Origin of the sequence: Streptomyces carpinensis, assembly GCF_002154505.1 — a bacterium.
Classification (GTDB): Bacteria; Actinomycetota; Actinomycetes; order Streptomycetales; family Streptomycetaceae; genus Streptomyces; species Streptomyces carpinensis.
The window spans coordinates 13,004-29,856 of record NZ_MUBM01000093.1; the positions used below are offsets into that span (position 1 = coordinate 13,004).

15 protein-coding genes and 1 pseudogene are annotated in these 16,853 nt (G+C 70.3%); 5 read left to right on the plus strand and 11 right to left on the minus strand.

All coding sequences use genetic code 11. The features are described 5' to 3' along the window. Positions 1–16 precede the first annotated feature (16 nt). Positions 17–1,054 carry a metallophosphoesterase family protein gene (locus tag BZY54_RS13790; RefSeq protein WP_086725476.1) on the plus strand — a complete coding sequence of 346 codons (1,038 nt, stop codon included), beginning with the start codon at positions 17–19 and terminating at the stop codon, positions 1,052–1,054. Positions 1,055–1,299: 245 nt separating this feature from the next. Here BZY54_RS13790 and BZY54_RS13795 read toward each other — a convergent pair whose 3' ends face one another. From BZY54_RS13795 to paaN, 11 genes and pseudogenes are all read right to left on the minus strand, one after another. Continuing rightward, positions 1,300–3,663 (minus strand): SpoIIE family protein phosphatase, encoded by a 2,364-nt coding sequence (locus tag BZY54_RS13795; protein WP_244217148.1) that lies wholly within the window; start codon positions 3,661–3,663, stop codon positions 1,300–1,302. Positions 3,664–3,991: 328 nt separating this feature from the next. Next, complete coding sequence (gene paaE, locus BZY54_RS13800; protein ID WP_086725478.1) at positions 3,992–5,110, minus strand: 1,2-phenylacetyl-CoA epoxidase subunit PaaE; 1,119 nt, start codon at positions 5,108–5,110, stop codon at positions 3,992–3,994. Then, a complete protein-coding gene (paaD, locus tag BZY54_RS13805) occupies positions 5,110–5,625 on the minus strand; it encodes a 1,2-phenylacetyl-CoA epoxidase subunit PaaD (RefSeq protein WP_086725479.1) in 516 nt (171 codons plus the stop codon). The genes paaE and paaD overlap by 1 nt, the downstream gene beginning before the upstream one ends. Then, a complete protein-coding gene (gene paaC, locus BZY54_RS13810) occupies positions 5,619–6,449 on the minus strand; it encodes a 1,2-phenylacetyl-CoA epoxidase subunit PaaC (RefSeq protein ID WP_086725480.1) in 831 nt (276 codons plus the stop codon). Before paaC ends, paaD begins: the two co-directional genes overlap by 7 nt. Before the next feature lie 9 nt (positions 6,450–6,458). Next, positions 6,459–6,752 carry a 1,2-phenylacetyl-CoA epoxidase subunit PaaB gene (paaB, locus tag BZY54_RS13815; protein WP_086725481.1) on the minus strand — a complete coding sequence of 98 codons (294 nt, stop codon included), beginning with the start codon at positions 6,750–6,752 and terminating at the stop codon, positions 6,459–6,461. Further along, positions 6,749–7,747: a 1,2-phenylacetyl-CoA epoxidase subunit PaaA gene (paaA, locus tag BZY54_RS13820; RefSeq protein WP_086725482.1), complete on the minus strand. Its 999-nt coding sequence runs from the start codon at positions 7,745–7,747 to the stop codon at positions 6,749–6,751. Before paaA ends, paaB begins: the two co-directional genes overlap by 4 nt. A gap of 82 nt (positions 7,748–7,829) precedes the next feature. Next, complete coding sequence (locus BZY54_RS13825; protein ID WP_086725483.1) at positions 7,830–8,663, minus strand: enoyl-CoA hydratase/isomerase family protein; 834 nt, start codon at positions 8,661–8,663, stop codon at positions 7,830–7,832. Next, positions 8,654–9,517 carry a 3-hydroxyacyl-CoA dehydrogenase family protein gene (locus tag BZY54_RS13830; RefSeq protein WP_086725484.1) on the minus strand — a complete coding sequence of 288 codons (864 nt, stop codon included), beginning with the start codon at positions 9,515–9,517 and terminating at the stop codon, positions 8,654–8,656. The genes BZY54_RS13825 and BZY54_RS13830 overlap by 10 nt, the downstream gene beginning before the upstream one ends. Next, the gene (locus tag BZY54_RS13835) at positions 9,514–10,257 is read right to left on the minus strand and encodes an enoyl-CoA hydratase/isomerase family protein (protein WP_086725515.1); all 744 of its coding nucleotides are present in this window, start codon (positions 10,255–10,257) and stop codon (positions 9,514–9,516) included. The genes BZY54_RS13830 and BZY54_RS13835 overlap by 4 nt, the downstream gene beginning before the upstream one ends. 5 nt (positions 10,258–10,262) lie before the next feature. Continuing rightward, positions 10,263–11,487, minus strand: a pseudogene (locus BZY54_RS13840) (thiolase family protein). Beyond that, entirely contained in the window at positions 11,487–13,193 is a 1,707-nt protein-coding gene (gene paaN / locus BZY54_RS13845; RefSeq protein WP_086725485.1) for a phenylacetic acid degradation protein PaaN, read from the minus strand. The pseudogene BZY54_RS13840 and the gene paaN overlap by 1 nt, the downstream one beginning before the upstream one ends. A gap of 95 nt (positions 13,194–13,288) precedes the next feature. On the opposite strand from paaN, the gene paaI reads away from it, so the two are divergent. The 4 genes from paaI (at position 13,289) to BZY54_RS13870 (ending at position 16,606) form a co-directional block, all read left to right on the plus strand. Continuing rightward, positions 13,289–13,720 (plus strand): hydroxyphenylacetyl-CoA thioesterase PaaI, encoded by a 432-nt coding sequence (gene paaI, locus BZY54_RS13850; protein WP_086725486.1) that lies wholly within the window; start codon positions 13,289–13,291, stop codon positions 13,718–13,720. Further along, a complete protein-coding gene (paaK, locus tag BZY54_RS13855) occupies positions 13,717–15,057 on the plus strand; it encodes a phenylacetate--CoA ligase PaaK (RefSeq protein WP_086725487.1) in 1,341 nt (446 codons plus the stop codon). Before paaI ends, paaK begins: the two co-directional genes overlap by 4 nt. 25 nt (positions 15,058–15,082) lie before the next feature. Then, the gene (locus BZY54_RS13860) at positions 15,083–15,742 is read left to right on the plus strand and encodes a TetR/AcrR family transcriptional regulator (protein ID WP_086725488.1); all 660 of its coding nucleotides are present in this window, start codon (positions 15,083–15,085) and stop codon (positions 15,740–15,742) included. Positions 15,743–16,339: 597 nt separating this feature from the next. After that, positions 16,340–16,606, plus strand: a complete 267-nt coding sequence (locus BZY54_RS13870) for a hypothetical protein (protein ID WP_086725489.1) — start codon at positions 16,340–16,342, stop codon at positions 16,604–16,606. Positions 16,607–16,853: the final 247 nt, after the last annotated feature.

Consider the following 16,853-nt stretch of genomic DNA (forward strand, 5'->3'; position numbering starts at 1 on the left):
GCTTAGCGTCCGACGCATGGCCACACCTCGCCCTACAGCATTCGAGACCTCCCCTGCCAACCCGGACTTCGCGGTGAGCCCGCTCCCGGACCAACGACCGTTCACCGACCTGGCCGAAACACCCGACCGCCCCGAGGAGTTCACGTTCGCCCTGCTGTCCGACCGGACCGGTTTCGCGCGCGAAGGTGTCTTCGAGCGCGCGGTCGAGATGACCAACCTGTTCAACCCCGACTTCGTGGTGCAGGTGGGCGACGCCATCGAGGGCTACACCGAGAACCTCAACGAGATCTGGGGCCAGTGGCGCGAGTACGAGGCCATCACGTCGGGCCTCAACGCGCCGCTGTTCCGTACGCCGGGCAACCACGACGTGTCCAACGAGGTCATGCGCACCGAGTGGCTGCGCCGGTACGGCGCACTCCACTACGCTTGGCGGTACCGCGACGTGCTCTTCGTCGTACTCGACACCCAAGACCCGCCGCCCAGTGTCGAGGAGATGACGCACGGCATGTCGGCCGAGGAGTTCTCGGCGCTGCTACGCAAGATGCACCACAACGTGCAGGAGGACCCGGCCGAGTTCATCGCCTCGCAGAAGGACCACATCGAGGGCCCGATGGGTGCGCGGTTCTCCGAGTCGCAGCTGGCCTGGATCCGAGAGGTCCTGGCGGCCCACCACGACGTGCGGCACACCTTCGTCTTCATGCACATCCCCTGCTGGCAGGACAAGGAAAGCAGGGAGTTCACCGACCTGCGGGCCGCGCTCAGCGACCGCGAGTACACCGTCTTCGGTGGTCACTGCCACAACTACAAGCGTGAGGTCATCGACGGTCGGGACTGGATCAGGCTCGGTTCCACCGGCGGTGTCTGGGTCACCGACAAGGAGGACGGCAACTGGGACCACATCACCCTGGTGAGCCTCACCCGGAACGGCGTGAAGATCGCCAACATCGTGCTGGAGGGGATCTTCGGAGCGGAGGGCGGCGCCTTCGACTACGTCAAGCCGCTCGCGGAGCCGATGAGGCTTGCAACCCCGGCCGAGCCGGCCCCTGCCCCCTGAGCAGATCGACCCGAGGGCGTCGCGTCCGCTCACACCGACGAGGGCGGCCGCGGCCTGCAACTCGTCGCCGCCCTCGCCAGACGCGGGTGCGTGCCGAGCGAAGTTTGGCGGTGCGCTTGTCGAGGAGCCCGTTGCAGAGGGTGCGGTAGATCGTCTCCGGAGAGCATTCAGCGCCGGGTCACCGGGGTGGCAGCGGGCGAGCCGACGCGAGATCTGCTGCGGGGACCAGCGCTATCCATTGTCGATCAAGGTGGGGCTGAACAACCCCTGGGTTGCGGGCACACGGTTTGCTCGGCCCAGATCGTTTTACCGTCGCGGTGGTAGCGGGTGCCCCAGCGTGATGCGAGTTGGGCGACGAGGAACAGGCCGCGGCCGCCCTCGTCGTTGGTGCGGGCGCGGCGTAGGTGGGGTGCGCTGAGGCTGCCGTCGGAAACCTCGCAGATGAGGGAGTCGGCGTTGATGAGGCGTAGCGTGATGGGGCCGTGTGCGTATCGGATGGCGTTGGTGACCAGCTCACTGATGATGAGCTCGCTGGTGAAAGTCAGTGGCTCCAGGCCCCAGTCGTCGAGTTGGCGCATCGTCAGTGCACGGGCGTGACCGACCCGGGCGGGGTCGACCGGTAGCTCCCAACAGGCGACCTGTTCGTCTGCCAGGGTGTGGGTCCGGGCCAGGAGCAGTGCCACGTCGTCGGGCCGGTGCTCCGGCAGGAGCGTGGTGGCGATCCTATCGCAGAGTTGCTCCAGTGGACGGCCGGGCCCTGCGAGACTGCCGGCCAGCCGGTCGAGTCCGGCCGCGATGCTCTGTCCGGGGGCTTGGACCAGGCCGTTGGTGTAGAGCACGAGGACCGTACCCTCGGCGAGGTGGCGTTGTGAGGTTTCGAACGGCAGGCCGCCCACGCCCAGCGGTGGGCCGGGCGGGATGTCGTTGAGGAATTCCACAGTGCCGTCGGGCTGTACCAATGCAGGTGGGGGGTGGCCGGCGCGGGCGAAGGTGCAGAGGCGGGAGATCGGGTCGTACACGGCATAGAGACAGGTCGCTCCCTCGCAGCCCGCATCCTCCGCGGTAAGGCGGATGACGAGGTCGTCGAGTTGGGTCAGGACTTCGTCAGGGTCGAGGTCGAGGTCGGTCAGGGTGTGGACAGCGGTACGCAGGCGTCCCATGATGGCCGCCGCGTGCAGGCCGTGGCCGCAGACATCCCCGATGACCAGGGCGACGCGGGCTCCGGAAAGAGGCAGCACGTCGAACCAGTCGCCGCCTGCCCCGGCGTGTGCGGCGGCGGGCAGGTAGCGGTGGGCGCTCTCGATGGCCGGGTAGTGGGGCACGTGGTGGGGGAGCAGGCTGCGTTGAAGTGCAATGGCGGTGTTGTGCTCGCGGGTGTAGCGGCGGGCGTTGTCGATGGACACTGCGGCGCGGGAGCAGAAGTCCTCGGCCAGGGCCAGGTCCACCTCGTCGTACGGTTGAGGGTCGCGGTACCGGCCGAAGGTGGCCACGCCCAGCGTGATCCCCCGGGCCCGCAGCGGCACCTCCATCAGCGAATGGACCTCGAATGTGTGGATTCTTTCGGCGGTCCGGGTGTCAAAGGTTGCCCACTCGTCGGCATCGGGGGTCTGCAGCAGAAGGGAGTTCCCGCCGGCCAGGCACCGATGTTGCGGGGTGCCGGGACGCACGGCCACCGACTCGCCCAGCGCGTGCGCGGCCGCCGGGTCGCCGCCCTGTATGGAGCGGATTCCCGCCCGGCGGAGCCGCCACTGATCGCCGAGCGGCTCAGGGTGCGGTTCGTCGCCGTGCACCGTGGCCTCCAGCAGGTCGACGGCGATGACGTCCGCGAAATCGGGAACGGCGGTGTCGGCCAGTTCCTGCGCGGTGCGCACCACGTCCAGCGAGGTTCCGATGCGGGTGCCGGCCTCGGTCAGCAGGGTCAACCGTCGCTGGGCGCGCCAGCCGTCGGTGATGTCGATGTAGGTCTGGCACATTCCCAGGACGCGGCCGGCCGGGTCGGTCAGTCTGAAGGATGAGCCGGACCACATGTGCTCGTGTTCCGGGTCCGCCGGGGTACGGCCGCGGAACTGGAAACCGACCACCGGCTTGCCGGTGTCCCGCACCTGGCGCAGGACCTTCTCGATCGCCTGGAAGTCGACACCTGGTGCCCTGTCACCGATGTGCCGGCCGATGAGACGCTCGGCGGGGACGGCGGCGTCACGCTCCACCGCGGCATTTACGCGCCAGTACCGCAGGTCGGTGTCCAAAATCGTGATAGAGATCGGGGACTGGCGGAAGAGCGCTTGCAGGATCGCGCGATCGACATGCGCCTGTTCCACGTGCTGTGCGTCGGCAGCGGCGACCGACCAGCCGACCGGGCCCTGCCGGCCGAGCAGCGGGCGTACGCGGAGCGCGATCTGCACCTGGTGCCCATCGCGGTGCCTCATGGCGAGCACGCCGTCCCAGCACTCCCCGGCCCAATACCGCTCCCGGGCGGCCCGCACCGCTTTCCGGGCCTCCTGCCCGACCAGCAGATCCGCCGCGGACCTTCCGCAGACTTCGTCCGCCGAGTACCCGAGCAGAGCCTGCACTTGCGGGCTCCACAGGCAGACCGTGCCCTCGCGGTCCACGATTGCAGTGGCCAGATACGGATCCGGCGCAGAATCCCCCCGGCCTGCTTCCGGATCCCTGGCTACTTCGGGTTGGAGCACTGGAACCCACCTCGCCCCCGAACCACCGAATATTACTTGCAACCCCTAAATGGTACTTATGGCGCGTATCGCTCCCCAACCGGTCAGAGTGGTCGACGGAGAGTGAGCGGTGCGGCACTCTTGGCGAGGAGACCGGTTTCGGTACCGCCACGGAAGTGGGATCGCCGTTTCCGATGCGGGGTGGCACGCGACGCCGCCGACCGGGATGATCGGACTTGCCACCGCCGCCTGCGGAGACCAGTCGCTCTCAGCTGTCGAAGTCGACGGTCAGGGCGTCGGAGACCGGGAATGTCTGGCAGGTCAGCACATAGCCCGCGTCGACCTCCGTCGGTTCGAGCGCGTAGTTGCGGCGCATGTCCGCCTCGCCGCAGGTGACCAGGGCCCGGCAGGTGCCGCAGACGCCTCCCTTGCAGGCGAACGGCAGGTCGGGCCGGACCCGTGAGGCCGAGTCGAGGAGGGTTTCGCCACGCGAGAGCGGAGAGGTGGTGGAGCGGCCGTCCAGGACGACGGTGACCTGGCTGACCGGTCCGTCGGGCCTCCGCTCCTCCCGGCGTGCCGGTGCGGCCGGCTCCTCGCCGGCGAAGAAAAGTTCCTGGTGGACCCGGTCGTCGGGGACGCCCAGTCCGGCCAGGACCTTCTGGGCGTCGCGGACCATGCCGTGCGGGCCGCACAGCCACCAGTGGTCGGCCTCGGACACGTCTACCAGCCCGTCGATCAGGGCCGCCAGCCGGTCGGCGTCCAGCCGTCCGGTCAGCAGCTCCGCCTCACGGGGCTCGCGGGACAGCACGTGCGCGAGCTGGAAACGGCCCGGGTAGAGGTCCTTCAGGTCGGCCAGCTCGTCGGCGAACATCACCGAGTCGGTGCGGCGGTTGCCGTAGAACAGGGTGACGCGGGAGCGGTCGTCGGCAGCGAGGACCGACTCCGCGATGGACAGCATCGGGGTGATGCCGGAACCGGCCGCGACCAGGACATGGTGGCCGGGGGCGGACAGGTCCGGGGTGAAGACGCCGGTCGGGGCCATCACCTCGATGACGTCGCCGGGTCGGACCTCGTTCACCAGCCAGGAGGAGAAGAACCCGCCGGGCACCACACGCACCCCGATCCGAGGCCGGGTACCGACCGGGGAGCAGATGGAGTACGAGCGCCGCTCGTCGCGTCCGTCCACCTGGCGGCGCAGGGTGAGCGACTGGCCGGACGCGAAGGCGAACTCCTCGGCCAGCTCGTCGGGGATGTCGAAGCTCACCGCGACCGCGTCCGCGCACAACCGCTGCACGTCCGCCACCCGCAGGCGGTGGAAGACCGGGCGGCGACGGGGGCGCCGCCCGGGAGCGGGGGCCTCGCCGGCAGGGGCCAAAAGGTCTGCCATCAGATCTCCTTGACGTACTCGAACGGCTCGCGGCAGGCTCGGCAGCGCCACAGCGCCTTGCACGAAGTGGCACCGAACCGGGAGCTCTCCTCGGTGTCCGCCGAGCCGCAGCGCGGGCACTCGACCCGGCGCTGCGTCGGCGACAGCGTGAGCGGCACCGGACCGGACGCACGGCGCGGTGCCGGGCCGGGCGGAGCGATGCCGTGCTCGGCGAGTTTGCGCTGCCCCTCGAGGGTGATCCAGTCCGTGGTCCACGGCGGGTCGAGCACCGTGCGGACCTCCACGCGCGCGAAGCCGGCGTCCCTCAGCCGGGCGGCCACCCCGGCCCGCATCTCGGCCATCGCGGGACAGCCGGAGTAGGTCGGGGTGAGGCTCGCGACGACCGTACCGTCGTCGCCGACCTCGACCCCGCGCAGCACACCGAGGTCCGCCAGGGTGAGCATGGGCAGTTCGGGGTCCGGCACCTGCTCGGCGATGTGCCGGGCGCGCCGCGCGTCCCCGAGGACGGTCACCATGTCGCCTCCGGGTGGGCGCGCGCCACGGACTGCAGCTCTGTCAGGAGCGGGGCGAGGTGGTCCGTGTGCCGGCCCTGGCGTCCCGGTCCCTCGTCGCCCGGCGTCATCTCCGGCAGGGCGAGACCCGCCACGTCGGCGATCTGCCGGAGAACGGCGAGGACCTCGTCTCGGGCCTCGTAGGCGTCGAACAGCTCGCCCAGGTACGCGGTCACCTGCCGGAGCCCGGCGCGCATGCGGCGGTGCGACTCCTCGGTGCCGTCACCGAGCCGGATCACCCACTCGGCAGCGTACTGGCGGTGGTACGTCAGCTCCTTCACGCCCTTGGCCGCGATGGCCGCGAGCACCGGGTCGGACGAGGCGGTGAGCCCTTGGAAGTGGGCGAGCCGCCAGCTGGACAGCACCAGCAGCCGCGCCATGCTGAACGCGAAGTCGCCGCCCGGGAGTTCGGCCAGGGTCACATTGCGGAAGTCGTCAGGGTCGCGAAAGTAGGCGTAGGCGTCCTCGCCGCGTTCCGTGCCGTCGGCCTGGCCGGCCCGCGAGTAGAGCAGGCGGGCCTGTCCGAGCAGGTCCAGGCCTATGTTGGCGAGCGCCACCTCCTCCTCCAGCTCGGGGGCCCGGGTGGTCCACTCCGCCAGCCGCTGGGCGCTCACCAGCGCGTCGTCACCGAGGGCCACGCACAGCGCGGCGAGCTCCGCGGCATCGACCCCGTCCGGGACGGTGGTGTCCACGCCGTGCAAGGGGTCCTCGAAACCGGTGCCGTACGCCCACCGGGTGTCGTCCTCATGGCCCTCGGCGAGGGTCATGTAGACGTGGTCGTCGCTCATGCCCTGCTCCTAGATGTGGGGAACGTCGTCGGGGATGTCGTAGAACGTCGGGTGGCGGTAGACCTTGTCCGCGCTGGGCGCGAAGAACGGGTCCTTCTCGTCGCGGGTGGAGGCCGCGATGTGCTCGCTGCGCACCACCCAGATCGACACGCCCTCGTTGCGCCGGGTGTACAGGTCCCGGGCGTGGGTGAGCGCCATCCGGTCGTCGGCCGCGTGCAGCGAGCCGACGTGGACGTGATTCAGCCCGCGCTTGCCGCGCACGAACACCTCGTACAGCGGCCAGTCCCGCTTCTCGCCGGTCATGCCGCCACTCCCTTCTCTGTCTTCTCTGCACGGGCCGCCTGCTTGGCCGTGTGCGCGGCAGCCGCTTCCCGTACCCAGGCACCTTCTTCGTGTGCGGCGCGCCGTCGCTGGATCCGCTGGGCGTTGCACGGCCCGTCGCCCTTGATGACGCGCATCAGTTCGTCCCAGTCGGGAGTGCCGAAGTCGTGGTGGCCGCGCTCGGCGTTCCAGCGCAGCTCCGGGTCGGGCAGGGTGACGCCGAGCTTCTCCGCCTGCGGGACGGTCATGTCGACGAAGCGCTGGCGCAGCTCATCGTTGCTGTGCCGCTTGATCTTCCACGCCATCGACTGCGCGGAGTTGGGCGAGTTGTCGTCCGGCGGGCCGAACATCATCAGGGACGGCCACCACCAGCGGTTCACCGCGTCCTGCACCATCTCCCGCTGCGCGTCGGTGCCGCGCATCATCGTCATCAGCAGTTCGTAGCCCTGCCGCTGGTGGAAGGACTCCTCCTTGCAGATCCGCACCATCGCCCGCGCGTACGGCCCGTAGGAGCTGCGGCACAGCGGGACCTGGTTGCAGATCGCCGCGCCGTCCACGAACCAGCCGATCACCCCCACGTCGGCGAACGACAGGGTCGGATAGTTGAAGATCGACGAGTACTTCTGACGGCCTTCGAGCAGCCGCTCGGTCAGATCGGCCCGGTCCGCGCCCAGAGTCTCCGCTGCCGAGTACAGGTACAGGCCATGACCCGCCTCGTCCTGCACCTTGGCGAAGAGGATCGCCTTGCGCCGCAAGGACGGCGCCCGCGTGATCCACTCTCCCTCCGGCTGCATGCCGATGATCTCCGAGTGGGCGTGCTGCGCCACCTGGCGGATCAGCGTCCTGCGGTAGCCCTCGGGCATCCAGTCACGCGGCTCGACCCGCTGGTCCCGCGCGATCGTCGCATCGAAATGCTCCTGGAGCTCCTGGCCAGAAGCGCCGATCACGGCCGGCGAGGCGGCCTGTTCTGCCGTCATCCGTATCATCTCTCCCTACCGACCGTTCGTTCGGTCGATGATATGACGAGCCCCCTGTGGTTCGGCCAGTGCCGCAAGCCTGTCAATCCCCCGTGAAGGAGGGGATCTGTCCGTCCAGGAAGGCTTGAACGGCCGCGCGGTGGTCCTTCGTCCGCCCCAGCCGTTCCTGAGCCTCGGCCTCCGCCTCCAGCAGTGCCGGCAGCTCACGGCCCGCCCCGACCTGCAGCAGCGACTTGACCTCGGCATAGGCGGCGGTGGGGCCCGTGGCCAGACGCCGGGCGAGATCGAAGCCCTGGTCGGTCGCCGTGCCGTCCGGCACGACACGGTGGACGAGTCCCCACCGCTCGGCTTCCTCGGCGCCGAACCGGTCGCCGAGCAGCATCAGGGTGGCGGCCCGGGACGGTCCCACCGCCTGCGTGAGCGCGCCGCTCAGCCCGCTGTCGGAGGCCAGCCCTATCCCGGTGAAGGCGGTGGCGAAGCGGACGCCCTCGGCGGCCACCCGGAGGTCGGCGCAGAGCGCGAGGCCCAGCCCGGCGCCGACACAGGCGCCCTCGATGGCCGCGACCACCGGCTGGGGCAGCGCGCGGAGCCCCGCCACCAGCGGGTTGTACTCTCCGCGCACGATGGCGAAGGCCGCCTCGGGACGGGTCTCCAGGGCCGCGGCGTGTTCCTTGAGGTCCTGCCCCACACAGAAGTGTCTGCCCTGTGCGGCCAGCAGAACCGAGCGCACCCGTTCGCCGTCGGTGCGGACCCGCCGCACGGCCGCCAGCAGCCCGTGGCGCAGAGCGGCGTCAAGGGCATTGCCCGCCGACGGCCTGCGCAGCTCGATCACGGCGACACCGTCTCGCAGGATGTACTCGACAGTTGGTCCGTCGGCCGCGGCCGGCTCCGGTGTCGTTCCGGCGGTCACTGCCATGAGTAGAACCCCTGTCCGCTCTTGCGGCCGAGTTCCCCCCGGGCGACCTTCTCGCGCAGCAGCCGCGGCGGGGCGAACCGATCGCCCAGCGTGGCGTGCAGGTGTTCAGCGATGGCCAGGCGCACGTCCAGACCGACCAGGTCGGTCAGGCGCAGAGGCCCCATGGGGTGCTTGTAGCCGAGACTCATGGCGTTGTCGATGGCCTCGGGCTCGGCCACGCCTTCCTCGACCATGCGGATGGCCTCCAGTCCCAGAGCGACCCCGAGACGGCTGCTGGCGAAGCCGGGCGAGTCCTTGACGACGACGTCCTTCTTGCCGAGGCAGTGCGTCCACTGCAGGGCCGCCTCAACCGTGGCGGCGTCCGTGCCCGGCGCAACCACGATCTCGACCAGGTCCGAGGCGGGCACCGGGTTGAAGAAGTGCATGCCCAGGAAGCGGCCGGGACGGGTGAGGGCGGCGGCCAGCTCGGTGACGGACAGCGAGCTGGTGTTGCTGGCCAGCACCGTCGTCGTGCTCACCGCCCGTTCGGCGGCGGCCAGGACGCGGGCCTTGAGCGCGGAGGCCTCGGGGACGGCCTCCACGACCAGGTCGGCCTCGGCGGGCAGTTTGTCCACCGATTCCACGGTGGACACACGGGCGAGGACCGCCTCGACTGGTTCGGTGAGCCGGTCGCGTTCGGCGGCTCGCTTGAGTCCCGTGGCCACCCGGTCCAGGGCGGCGGCCGCGGCCGCGGCGCCGTTCTCGACCACGGTGACGGTCGCCCCGGCGGTCGCGTAGGACTGGGCGATGCCAGCGCCCATGCGGCCGCCGCCGATCACCCCGACGACGGCCGGCGCGGGTGCGGTGGTGGTCATGCTCGGCTCCTCTTCTTCTCCAGGAAGCGGGTCATGCGGTCCTTCTTGTCCTCACCCTCGAACAGCACGGCCTGCGCCAGGTCGTCGGCGACCGGGTGGGCACCGGGCGAGTCGACGACGAGCTTGGTCAGGCGCAGGGCCGTGGCGGAGGAGCGGGCCATGCGGTCGAGCAGCGCATGCGCCTCGTCCAGGAGCTTCTCGGCCGGTACGACGTCGATGACGAGCCCGGCGGCCAGGGCCGACTGCGCGTCGAGGTTCCGTCCGGCGAGCAGCACCTGCTTGGCGACCGACTCGCCGACCAACTCGGGCAGCCGCCAGCAGGCCCCGGCCGCGGCGAGGATGCCGAGCCCCGGCTCGGGGTTGCCGAACACGGCATCGGGCCCGGCGATGCGCAGGTCGCACGCATAGGCCAGCTCGGCGCCGCCGCCCAGGGCCCAGCCGTCGACCGCGGCGACGGTCGGCATGGGCAGCCGGCGCACCCGCTCGAACAGGCGGCTGTTGATGCCTTGTAGTGCCTCGTCCCGGCCGCGCCCCAGCAGTTCGGCGATGTCGGCACCGCCCGCGAACACCCGGTCGTGGCCGGTGAGCAGCAGCAGCCTCGGCCGACGTTCCAGCTCGGCGCATACATCGTGCAGTTCGGCGATCATCTGCCCGCTGATGGCGTTGCGGGCGTCGGGCCGGTGCAGGGTGACGACGACCCGGTCGTCGCGCTCCTCGACCAGGAGAGTTTCGTAGGTCATGGCGCTCACACCCTCTCCACCAGCATCGCGACGCCCTGGCCGACGCCGACGCACAGGGTCGCCAGACCCCTGCGGGCGTCCTCCCGCTCCAGACGCCCCAGCAGGGTGAGCAGGATGCGGGCGCCGGAGCAGCCCAGGGGATGCCCCAGTGCGATGGCTCCGCCGTCTGCGTTGACCTTGTCCTCGTCCAGCTTCAGGCGCCGCATCACGGCCAGTGCCTGGGCGGCGAACGCCTCGTTCAGCTCGACGGCGTCGAGGTCCGCGGTCTGCCAGCCGGCCCGGGAGAGGGCCTTTTCGGTGGCGGGGACCGGTCCGAGCCCCATGATGTGCGGCTGGACACCGGCCGAGGCGGAGGTGACGATCCGGGCCCGAGGGGTGAGCCCGTACCGGTCCACGGCCGTCGCGCTCGCCACGACGAGGGCGGCGGCGCCGTCGGACAGCGGCGAGGAGGAACCAGCGGTGACGATGCCGTCCTTGCGGAAGATGGTGCGAAGCGTGCCGAGCTTCTCCAGCGTGGTCGAGGGGCGGGGGCCCTCGTCTCGCGTGACCTCGCCCTCCTTCACAGGGACGGGCACGATCTCGCGATCGAAGCGGCCGGCCTCCTGGGCGGCGACGGCCCTCTGGTGGCTGCGCAGTGCGAAGGCGTCGGACTCGGCACGGGTGATGCCGTCGAGCGCGGCCACCTCTTCGGCGGTCTCACCCATCGACAGGGTGTGCTTCACCGTCTCGGGTCCGGCACCTGCGGGAACGGCACGGTCGGCGGCCGTGAAGCGGGGGTTGGTGAACCGCCAGCCCAGTGACGTGTCCTGCACCTCCCCCGGCTTGGCCCAGGGAGTCCCGGGCTTCTGCATCACCCACGGGGCGCGCGTCATGGACTCCGCGCCGCCGGCCACGACCAGGTCGGCCTCGCCGGCGCGGATCGCCTGGGCGGCCGAGGCGACTGCGGTCAGGCCCGAGGCGCAGAGCCGGTTGACGGTGTAGCCGGGCACCGTGTGCGGGAGCCCGGCCAGCAGGACCGCCATGCGGGCCACGTCCCGGTTGTCCTCGCCGGCCTGGTTGGCCGCGCCGAGGATCACTTCGTCCACGCCCTCCGCCGGGATGCCGGAGCGGCGTACGGCCTCGCCGACCACCAGGGCGGCCAGGTCGTCGGGCCGTACCGAGGCCAGGGCACCGCCGTAGCGGCCCTGGGGGGGTGCGCGCCCCGTCTATCAGGTAGACGTCTTCGGGCATCAGACGGACTCCTCGGCGGGGACGGGGCGGCGGGACTGCAGGACGGCGAAGCGGCCGGTAACGAAGGCCGCGTCGGACAGGGTGGCGCTGGCCGCGGGGTTGGCGGCGCTGCCGTGGAAGTCGCTGAAGGCGGAGGACTGGTTGACGAAGACCTGGCCAGTAAGGTTCTCGGAGAGGTGGACACCGGCGTCAAGGGCGGCTTCCTCGGCGGCGGCCAGCACCGCCTCCTCGGTGGAGTGGACGGCGGCGGTCAGTGCACCGTGCGCGCGCACCGTCTCGCGGAACAGCTCCAGGCTGTGCCGGGTGGAGTCGGTGCCGATCACGAAGGACACCGGCCCGAACCACTCCCGGGTGTAGACCTCCCGGTCGGCCTCCGCGTCCAGTCGCGCCACGAGTGGCGTCCGCACGTCCGCTTCGGCGTACTCCGGGTGTACGACGGGCGTCGACGCGCGCACCGTACAGCCGACCTCGGCGGCTTCCTTCAGCCGGTGGCGCACACCGTCGTTGACGATCGCGCCCAGCGTGCCGGCGGCGCGGGCGGGGTCGCCGAGCAGCTTGTCCAGGGCGGCGGCGAGGTCGGCGGCGAACTCGTCGGCGGTCCGCGGGCCCTGGTCGGTGGCGATGCCCTCGCGGGGGATCAGCAGGTTCTGCGGGGTGGTGCACATCTGTCCGCTGTACAGCGAGAGCGAGAAGGCGAGGTTGCCGAGCAGACCGCGGTAGTCGTCGGTGGAGTCCAGCACGACGGTGTTGAGGCCGGCCTTCTCGGTGTAGACGGCGGCCTGGCGGGCGTTGGTCTCCAGCCAGTCGCCGAACTCAGTGGAGCCGGTGAAGTCGACGATCCGCACATCCGGGTCCAGGGCGAGCGTGGCGGCGTCCCGGCCACCGGGCGCCTCGGTGAGCAGAAGGACGAGGTCGGGGCTGAAGCCCGCCTCTGCCAGCACCTCGCGGGCGATGCGCGCGGTGATCGCCAGGGGCAGCACGGCGCCCGGGTGCGGCTTGACCAGGACCGGGTTGCCAGTGACGAGCGAGGCGAACAGGCCCGGATAGCCGTTCCAGGTGGGGAAGGTGTTGCAGGCGACGAGCAATGAGACGCCTCGGCCGACGGGGGTGAACTTCTTGTCCATCACCAGGTGCTCGCCCTTGCGCTGCGGCTTGCTCCAGCGGGCGGCGGCCGCGTGCTTCTTCTGCGCCGCCCACGCGTAGGCGACGGCCTCGAGGCCGCGGTCCTGGGCGTGCGGGCCGCCCGCCTGGAAAGCCATGACGAACGCCTGGCCGGTGGTGTGCTGCACGGCGTGGGCGATCTCGAAGCTCGCCGCGTTCAGCCGCGCGAGGATCTCCGCGGCGACCCCGGCGCGCGTGTCCGGGCCGGCCTTGCGCCAAGCCGCAGTGGCGTCCTTGGCGGCGGCCACGGCCGAGGCCGGTGAGAGCCGGGGATAGCTGATGCCCAGCGGGAAGCCGTACGGGGAGTGCTCCTCGGGCGCCACGCGCCCCTCCGCCGGGTGCCCGGGAAGGTCGAAGGGCCTGCCGATCTGCTCCCGGAAGGCCGCTTCGCCGAGGTAAGCGGCGTCCTCGCCGTACACCGACTTGCTGGGCGACTCGGGATAGGGCGTCCAGTGCTTCCGGCTCTCCGTCGCGGCCACCGCCTGTTCCAGCAGGGTGCGATGGCGGGCGAAGAGGTCGGGCGCCTCGGTGGCTGCGTGATGCATATGACTCCCTCTTGACAGGCCCTGGCATGGCTTGAATTACTGGCCACGCCGCACGCTAACCGAATGTTCGGTCGGTACACAAGGTGGTATAAGTCATGACAGAGGAAACGCCCGCCATCGCGGATCAGACGGCACGCATGTTCGCCGCCGACCAGGCTTCCCGTCGTCTCGGCATCGAACTGCTGGAGCATGGCGAAGAGACCGCGCTGCTCCGCATGACCGTGACGGAGCCGATGGTCAACGGTCACGGGACCGCCCACGGCGGGTACCTGTTCCTCTTCGCCGACAGCCCCTTCGCCTGTGCCTGCAACACCCACGGCCCGGTCACGGTCGCCTCCCGAGCGGATGTCACGTTCGTGGCGCCCGCCCGTGAGGGGGACGTGCTGACGGCCGCCGCCCGGGAGATCACCCGTTTCGGTCGCAGCGGCATCTACGACGTGAGAGTTGTGCGCGGGGAGACGGTGATCGCGGAGTTCCGCGGCCGCAGCCGCAGTGTTCGGAGCAAGGAATTCGAGGAGCCGCAATGACCAGCGAACCGACCGCACCAGTGGGTACCACGCTCCGCCGCGGTGAACCCCTTCCGGCGGAACTGCTGGACGATGCCGAGCGGATGCCGCGCGAGGAGGTGGAAGCCCTCCAGTTGCACCGCCTCCGTCGGACACTGCGGCACGCCTATGACAACGTCGACCGCAAGAAGTTCGACCAGGCCGGCGTGACGCCCGACGACTGCCGGACCCTGCGGGACCTGGCCCGGTTCCCCTTCAAGACCAAGGCCGACCTGCGAGAGACGTACCCCTTCGGGATGTTCGCCGTCCCCATGTCCGACGTGCGGCGCATCCATGCCTCCAGCGGCACGACCGGCCGCCCCACGGTGGTCGGCTACACCGAGAAGGACCTTTCGACCTGGGCGGACCTGATCGCCCGCTCCATTCGCGCCGCCGGCGGTCGCCCCGGGCACAGGGTCCACATCTCCTACGGCTACGGCCTGTTCACCGGCGGCCTCGGCGCCCACTACGGCGCCGAACGCGCCGGATGCACCGTGATCCCCGCGTCCGGCGGCATGACCGCCCGCCAGGTCCAGATCATCCAGGACTTCCAGCCCGAGATCATCATGGTCACCCCCTCCTACATGCTCACCCTGCTCGACGAGTTCGAGCGCCAGGGCGTGGACCCGCGCACCACGTCCCTGAAGGTGGGCATCTTCGGCGCCGAGCCGTGGACGGAGGAGATGCGCCGCGAGGTCGAGGAGCGCATGGACATCCACGCCGTCGACATCTACGGGCTGTCCGAGGTGATGGGCCCCGGCGTAGCGCAGGAGTGCGTGGAGACCAAGGACGGCCTGCACGTGTGGGAGGACCACTTCCTCCCCGAGGTCGTCGACCCGATCACGGACGACCTCCTCGCCGACGGCGAGAGCGGCGAACTCGTCTTCACCTCGCTCACCAAGGAGGCGCTCCCGATCATCCGCTACCGCACCCGGGACCTGACCCGACTGCTGCCCGGCACCGCCCGTCCCGGCTTCCGCCGCATCGAGAAGATCACGGGCCGCTGCGACGACATGATCATCCTGCGCGGGGTGAACGTCTTCCCGAGCCAGATCGAGGAGGTGGTCCTGCGGACACCCGGCGTCACCCCGCACTTCCAGATCCAGCTGAGCACACGGGGACGGATGGACCACATGACCGTCCGTGTCGAGGCCAAGCGCGGCGCAGGACCGGAGCAGCGGGAGGCGGCTGTCCGCGCGATCGCCAAGGGCGTGAAGGACGGCGTCGGCGTGACTGTGGAGGTGGTGATCGTGGAACCCGAGACCCTGGAGCGTTCCCTCGGCAAGCTCCGCCGGATCAAGGACCAGCGTGGGGCCTGACCCGCTTCATCGCCACAATGGCCGGATGAGCAACACGGCCATCAGCCGCCCCGCACGACGCACGGAGAGGCCCGCCTATGGCCGTGACTCCCTCCTGGAAGTCGCGGTCGCGGTCTTCAACGAACGCGGCTACGACGGCACCGGCATGGAGGAGCTGGCCCGGCGGCTAGGCCTGAGCAAGTCCAGCATCTACCACCACGTCGCCGGCAAGGAGGAGCTACTGTCCCTCGCCGTCACCCGTGCTCTGGACTCGCTGTTCGCCGTACTGGACGAGGGCCCGGCACCGGACACGTCGGCAACGGCCCGGCTGCGGCACGTCGTACGGCGCAGCGTCGAGGTGCTGGCGGCCGAGCTGCCGTACGTCACCCTGCTGCTGCGGCTGCACGGCAACAGCGACACCGAACGGCAGGCCCTCGCGCGGCGGCGCGAGTTCGACCAGCGAGTCGCCGACCTGGTCCTACGCGCCGCGGCCGAGGGCGGCATACGCCACGACATCGATCCCCACCTGGCCAGTCGCCTGCTGTTCGGTACCGTGAATTCCCTCATCGAGTGGTACAGACCCGACGGAAACCTCCCGGTGACGACCCTGGCCGACTCCCTCACAGCCGTACTGTTCGAGGGTCTGAGCCGTCAAGGAGCCGCCGGCGCCGGCCCAGGACGTCCCTCCGGGCGAATCCAGGACTGAGGACCGAGGACTCAGGCGAGGGAGCCCCGCCACCCTGTGCAGTGCACAACCTGATGAGGTCCTGGCCACCCGATCCCTCGCGTCCCCACTGCCATGGGAAACCTCCTGCGTGTAATCGGTCACGTCCGCTTAACTCGGCTAGACGCTGATGCCACGCGAGCAGAGTGTGCGGGGCGAGGATCCGGTGCCCGGGGCAACAACCGGGCGAGAGCGGCGAGCAGAGCCCGGTCCGGGCCAGGTTGGCTTCGGGGCGGTGACCTGCCGGCGCAGCACCGTGACCTCGTGCCGCAGCATGAGGATCTCAGCGTTCTTCGCTGCCGAGGATCGACACAGCAATGCTGGCCAGGCGAAGATCCGCGTGGCGAGCAGGAAGATCATCTGTACCAGCACGACCACCGATCCTGCCCGGCCGCTAACCGGGGCATCACCCGAGGTCAGCTCTGGTGAAGCCATTCTGGAGCACTACGGGCCGTCGCCGTCGATGGCCGCCCAGGCAAGGGCCGCGCCACATGCGCCGATGCGCCCGGAAATCTGCACAAACCGCCGTCTTGGACGGTCCGCCATCTACGCCGTCGCGCCTTCTGGGAAGATGGGTCCATGGCACGAGAGATGGCGACGAATGACGAACGACTCCGGGACCTGGAGGCGGAGGCGTTCCGTACCGGTCGGACCCTGGCGGAGCACGGCGAACAGCTTCAGCGGATCGGCGAGCAGCAGACCACGGCGTTCGGCAACATCGACTCTCTCGCCGATGCTATCGGCGCCCCCGGGGAGCGTACGATCACGCAACGACTGGACACCATCGAGCGTGTTCTGTTCGCCTTGGCGCGCGCTCAGGGCATCAACCCTGATGACCTGTCCTGACCTGACCGCATGGCCGAGCTCCAGTCCGGGCAGAGCACCGGTCGGTGATCACTGTGGGGTCTCGACCGGGCCGTGGACCGACACCGGACCGTGTAGGAGCCCCGCTTGTCGCGGCCAGGGTCCGGGAAGACCGTAGCCTGGGGGGGGAGTAAAGCCGCTGCTGCCCTGCTGCCCTGGTGCACGAGCCGGAGCGGACCGCGGTGTCCGCATCCTTAACTTTCCGGCTGGCCGCATGCTCTCGAACCCC

Bases quoted from the DNA above. Each gene is read 5' to 3' on its own strand.
- BZY54_RS13790 (WP_086725476.1), top strand. From the start codon at position 17: ATGGCCACACCTCGCCCTACAGCATTCGAGACCTCCCCTGCCAACCCG.
- paaE (WP_086725478.1), bottom strand. From the start codon at position 5,110: ATGGCAGACCTTTTGGCCCCTGCCGGCGAGGCCCCCGCTCCCGGGCGG.
- paaD (WP_086725479.1), bottom strand. From the start codon at position 5,625: ATGGTGACCGTCCTCGGGGACGCGCGGCGCGCCCGGCACATCGCCGAG.
- paaC (WP_086725480.1), bottom strand. From the start codon at position 6,449: ATGAGCGACGACCACGTCTACATGACCCTCGCCGAGGGCCATGAGGAC.
- paaB (WP_086725481.1), bottom strand. From the start codon at position 6,752: ATGACCGGCGAGAAGCGGGACTGGCCGCTGTACGAGGTGTTCGTGCGC.
- paaA (WP_086725482.1), bottom strand. From the start codon at position 7,747: ATGACGGCAGAACAGGCCGCCTCGCCGGCCGTGATCGGCGCTTCTGGC.
- BZY54_RS13825 (WP_086725483.1), bottom strand. From the start codon at position 8,663: ATGGCAGTGACCGCCGGAACGACACCGGAGCCGGCCGCGGCCGACGGA.
- BZY54_RS13830 (WP_086725484.1), bottom strand. From the start codon at position 9,517: ATGACCACCACCGCACCCGCGCCGGCCGTCGTCGGGGTGATCGGCGGC.
- BZY54_RS13835 (WP_086725515.1), bottom strand. From the start codon at position 10,257: ATGACCTACGAAACTCTCCTGGTCGAGGAGCGCGACGACCGGGTCGTC.
- paaN (WP_086725485.1), bottom strand. From the start codon at position 13,193: ATGCATCACGCAGCCACCGAGGCGCCCGACCTCTTCGCCCGCCATCGC.
- paaI (WP_086725486.1), top strand. From the start codon at position 13,289: ATGACAGAGGAAACGCCCGCCATCGCGGATCAGACGGCACGCATGTTC.
- paaK (WP_086725487.1), top strand. From the start codon at position 13,717: ATGACCAGCGAACCGACCGCACCAGTGGGTACCACGCTCCGCCGCGGT.
- BZY54_RS13860 (WP_086725488.1), top strand. From the start codon at position 15,083: ATGAGCAACACGGCCATCAGCCGCCCCGCACGACGCACGGAGAGGCCC.
- BZY54_RS13870 (WP_086725489.1), top strand. From the start codon at position 16,340: ATGGCACGAGAGATGGCGACGAATGACGAACGACTCCGGGACCTGGAG.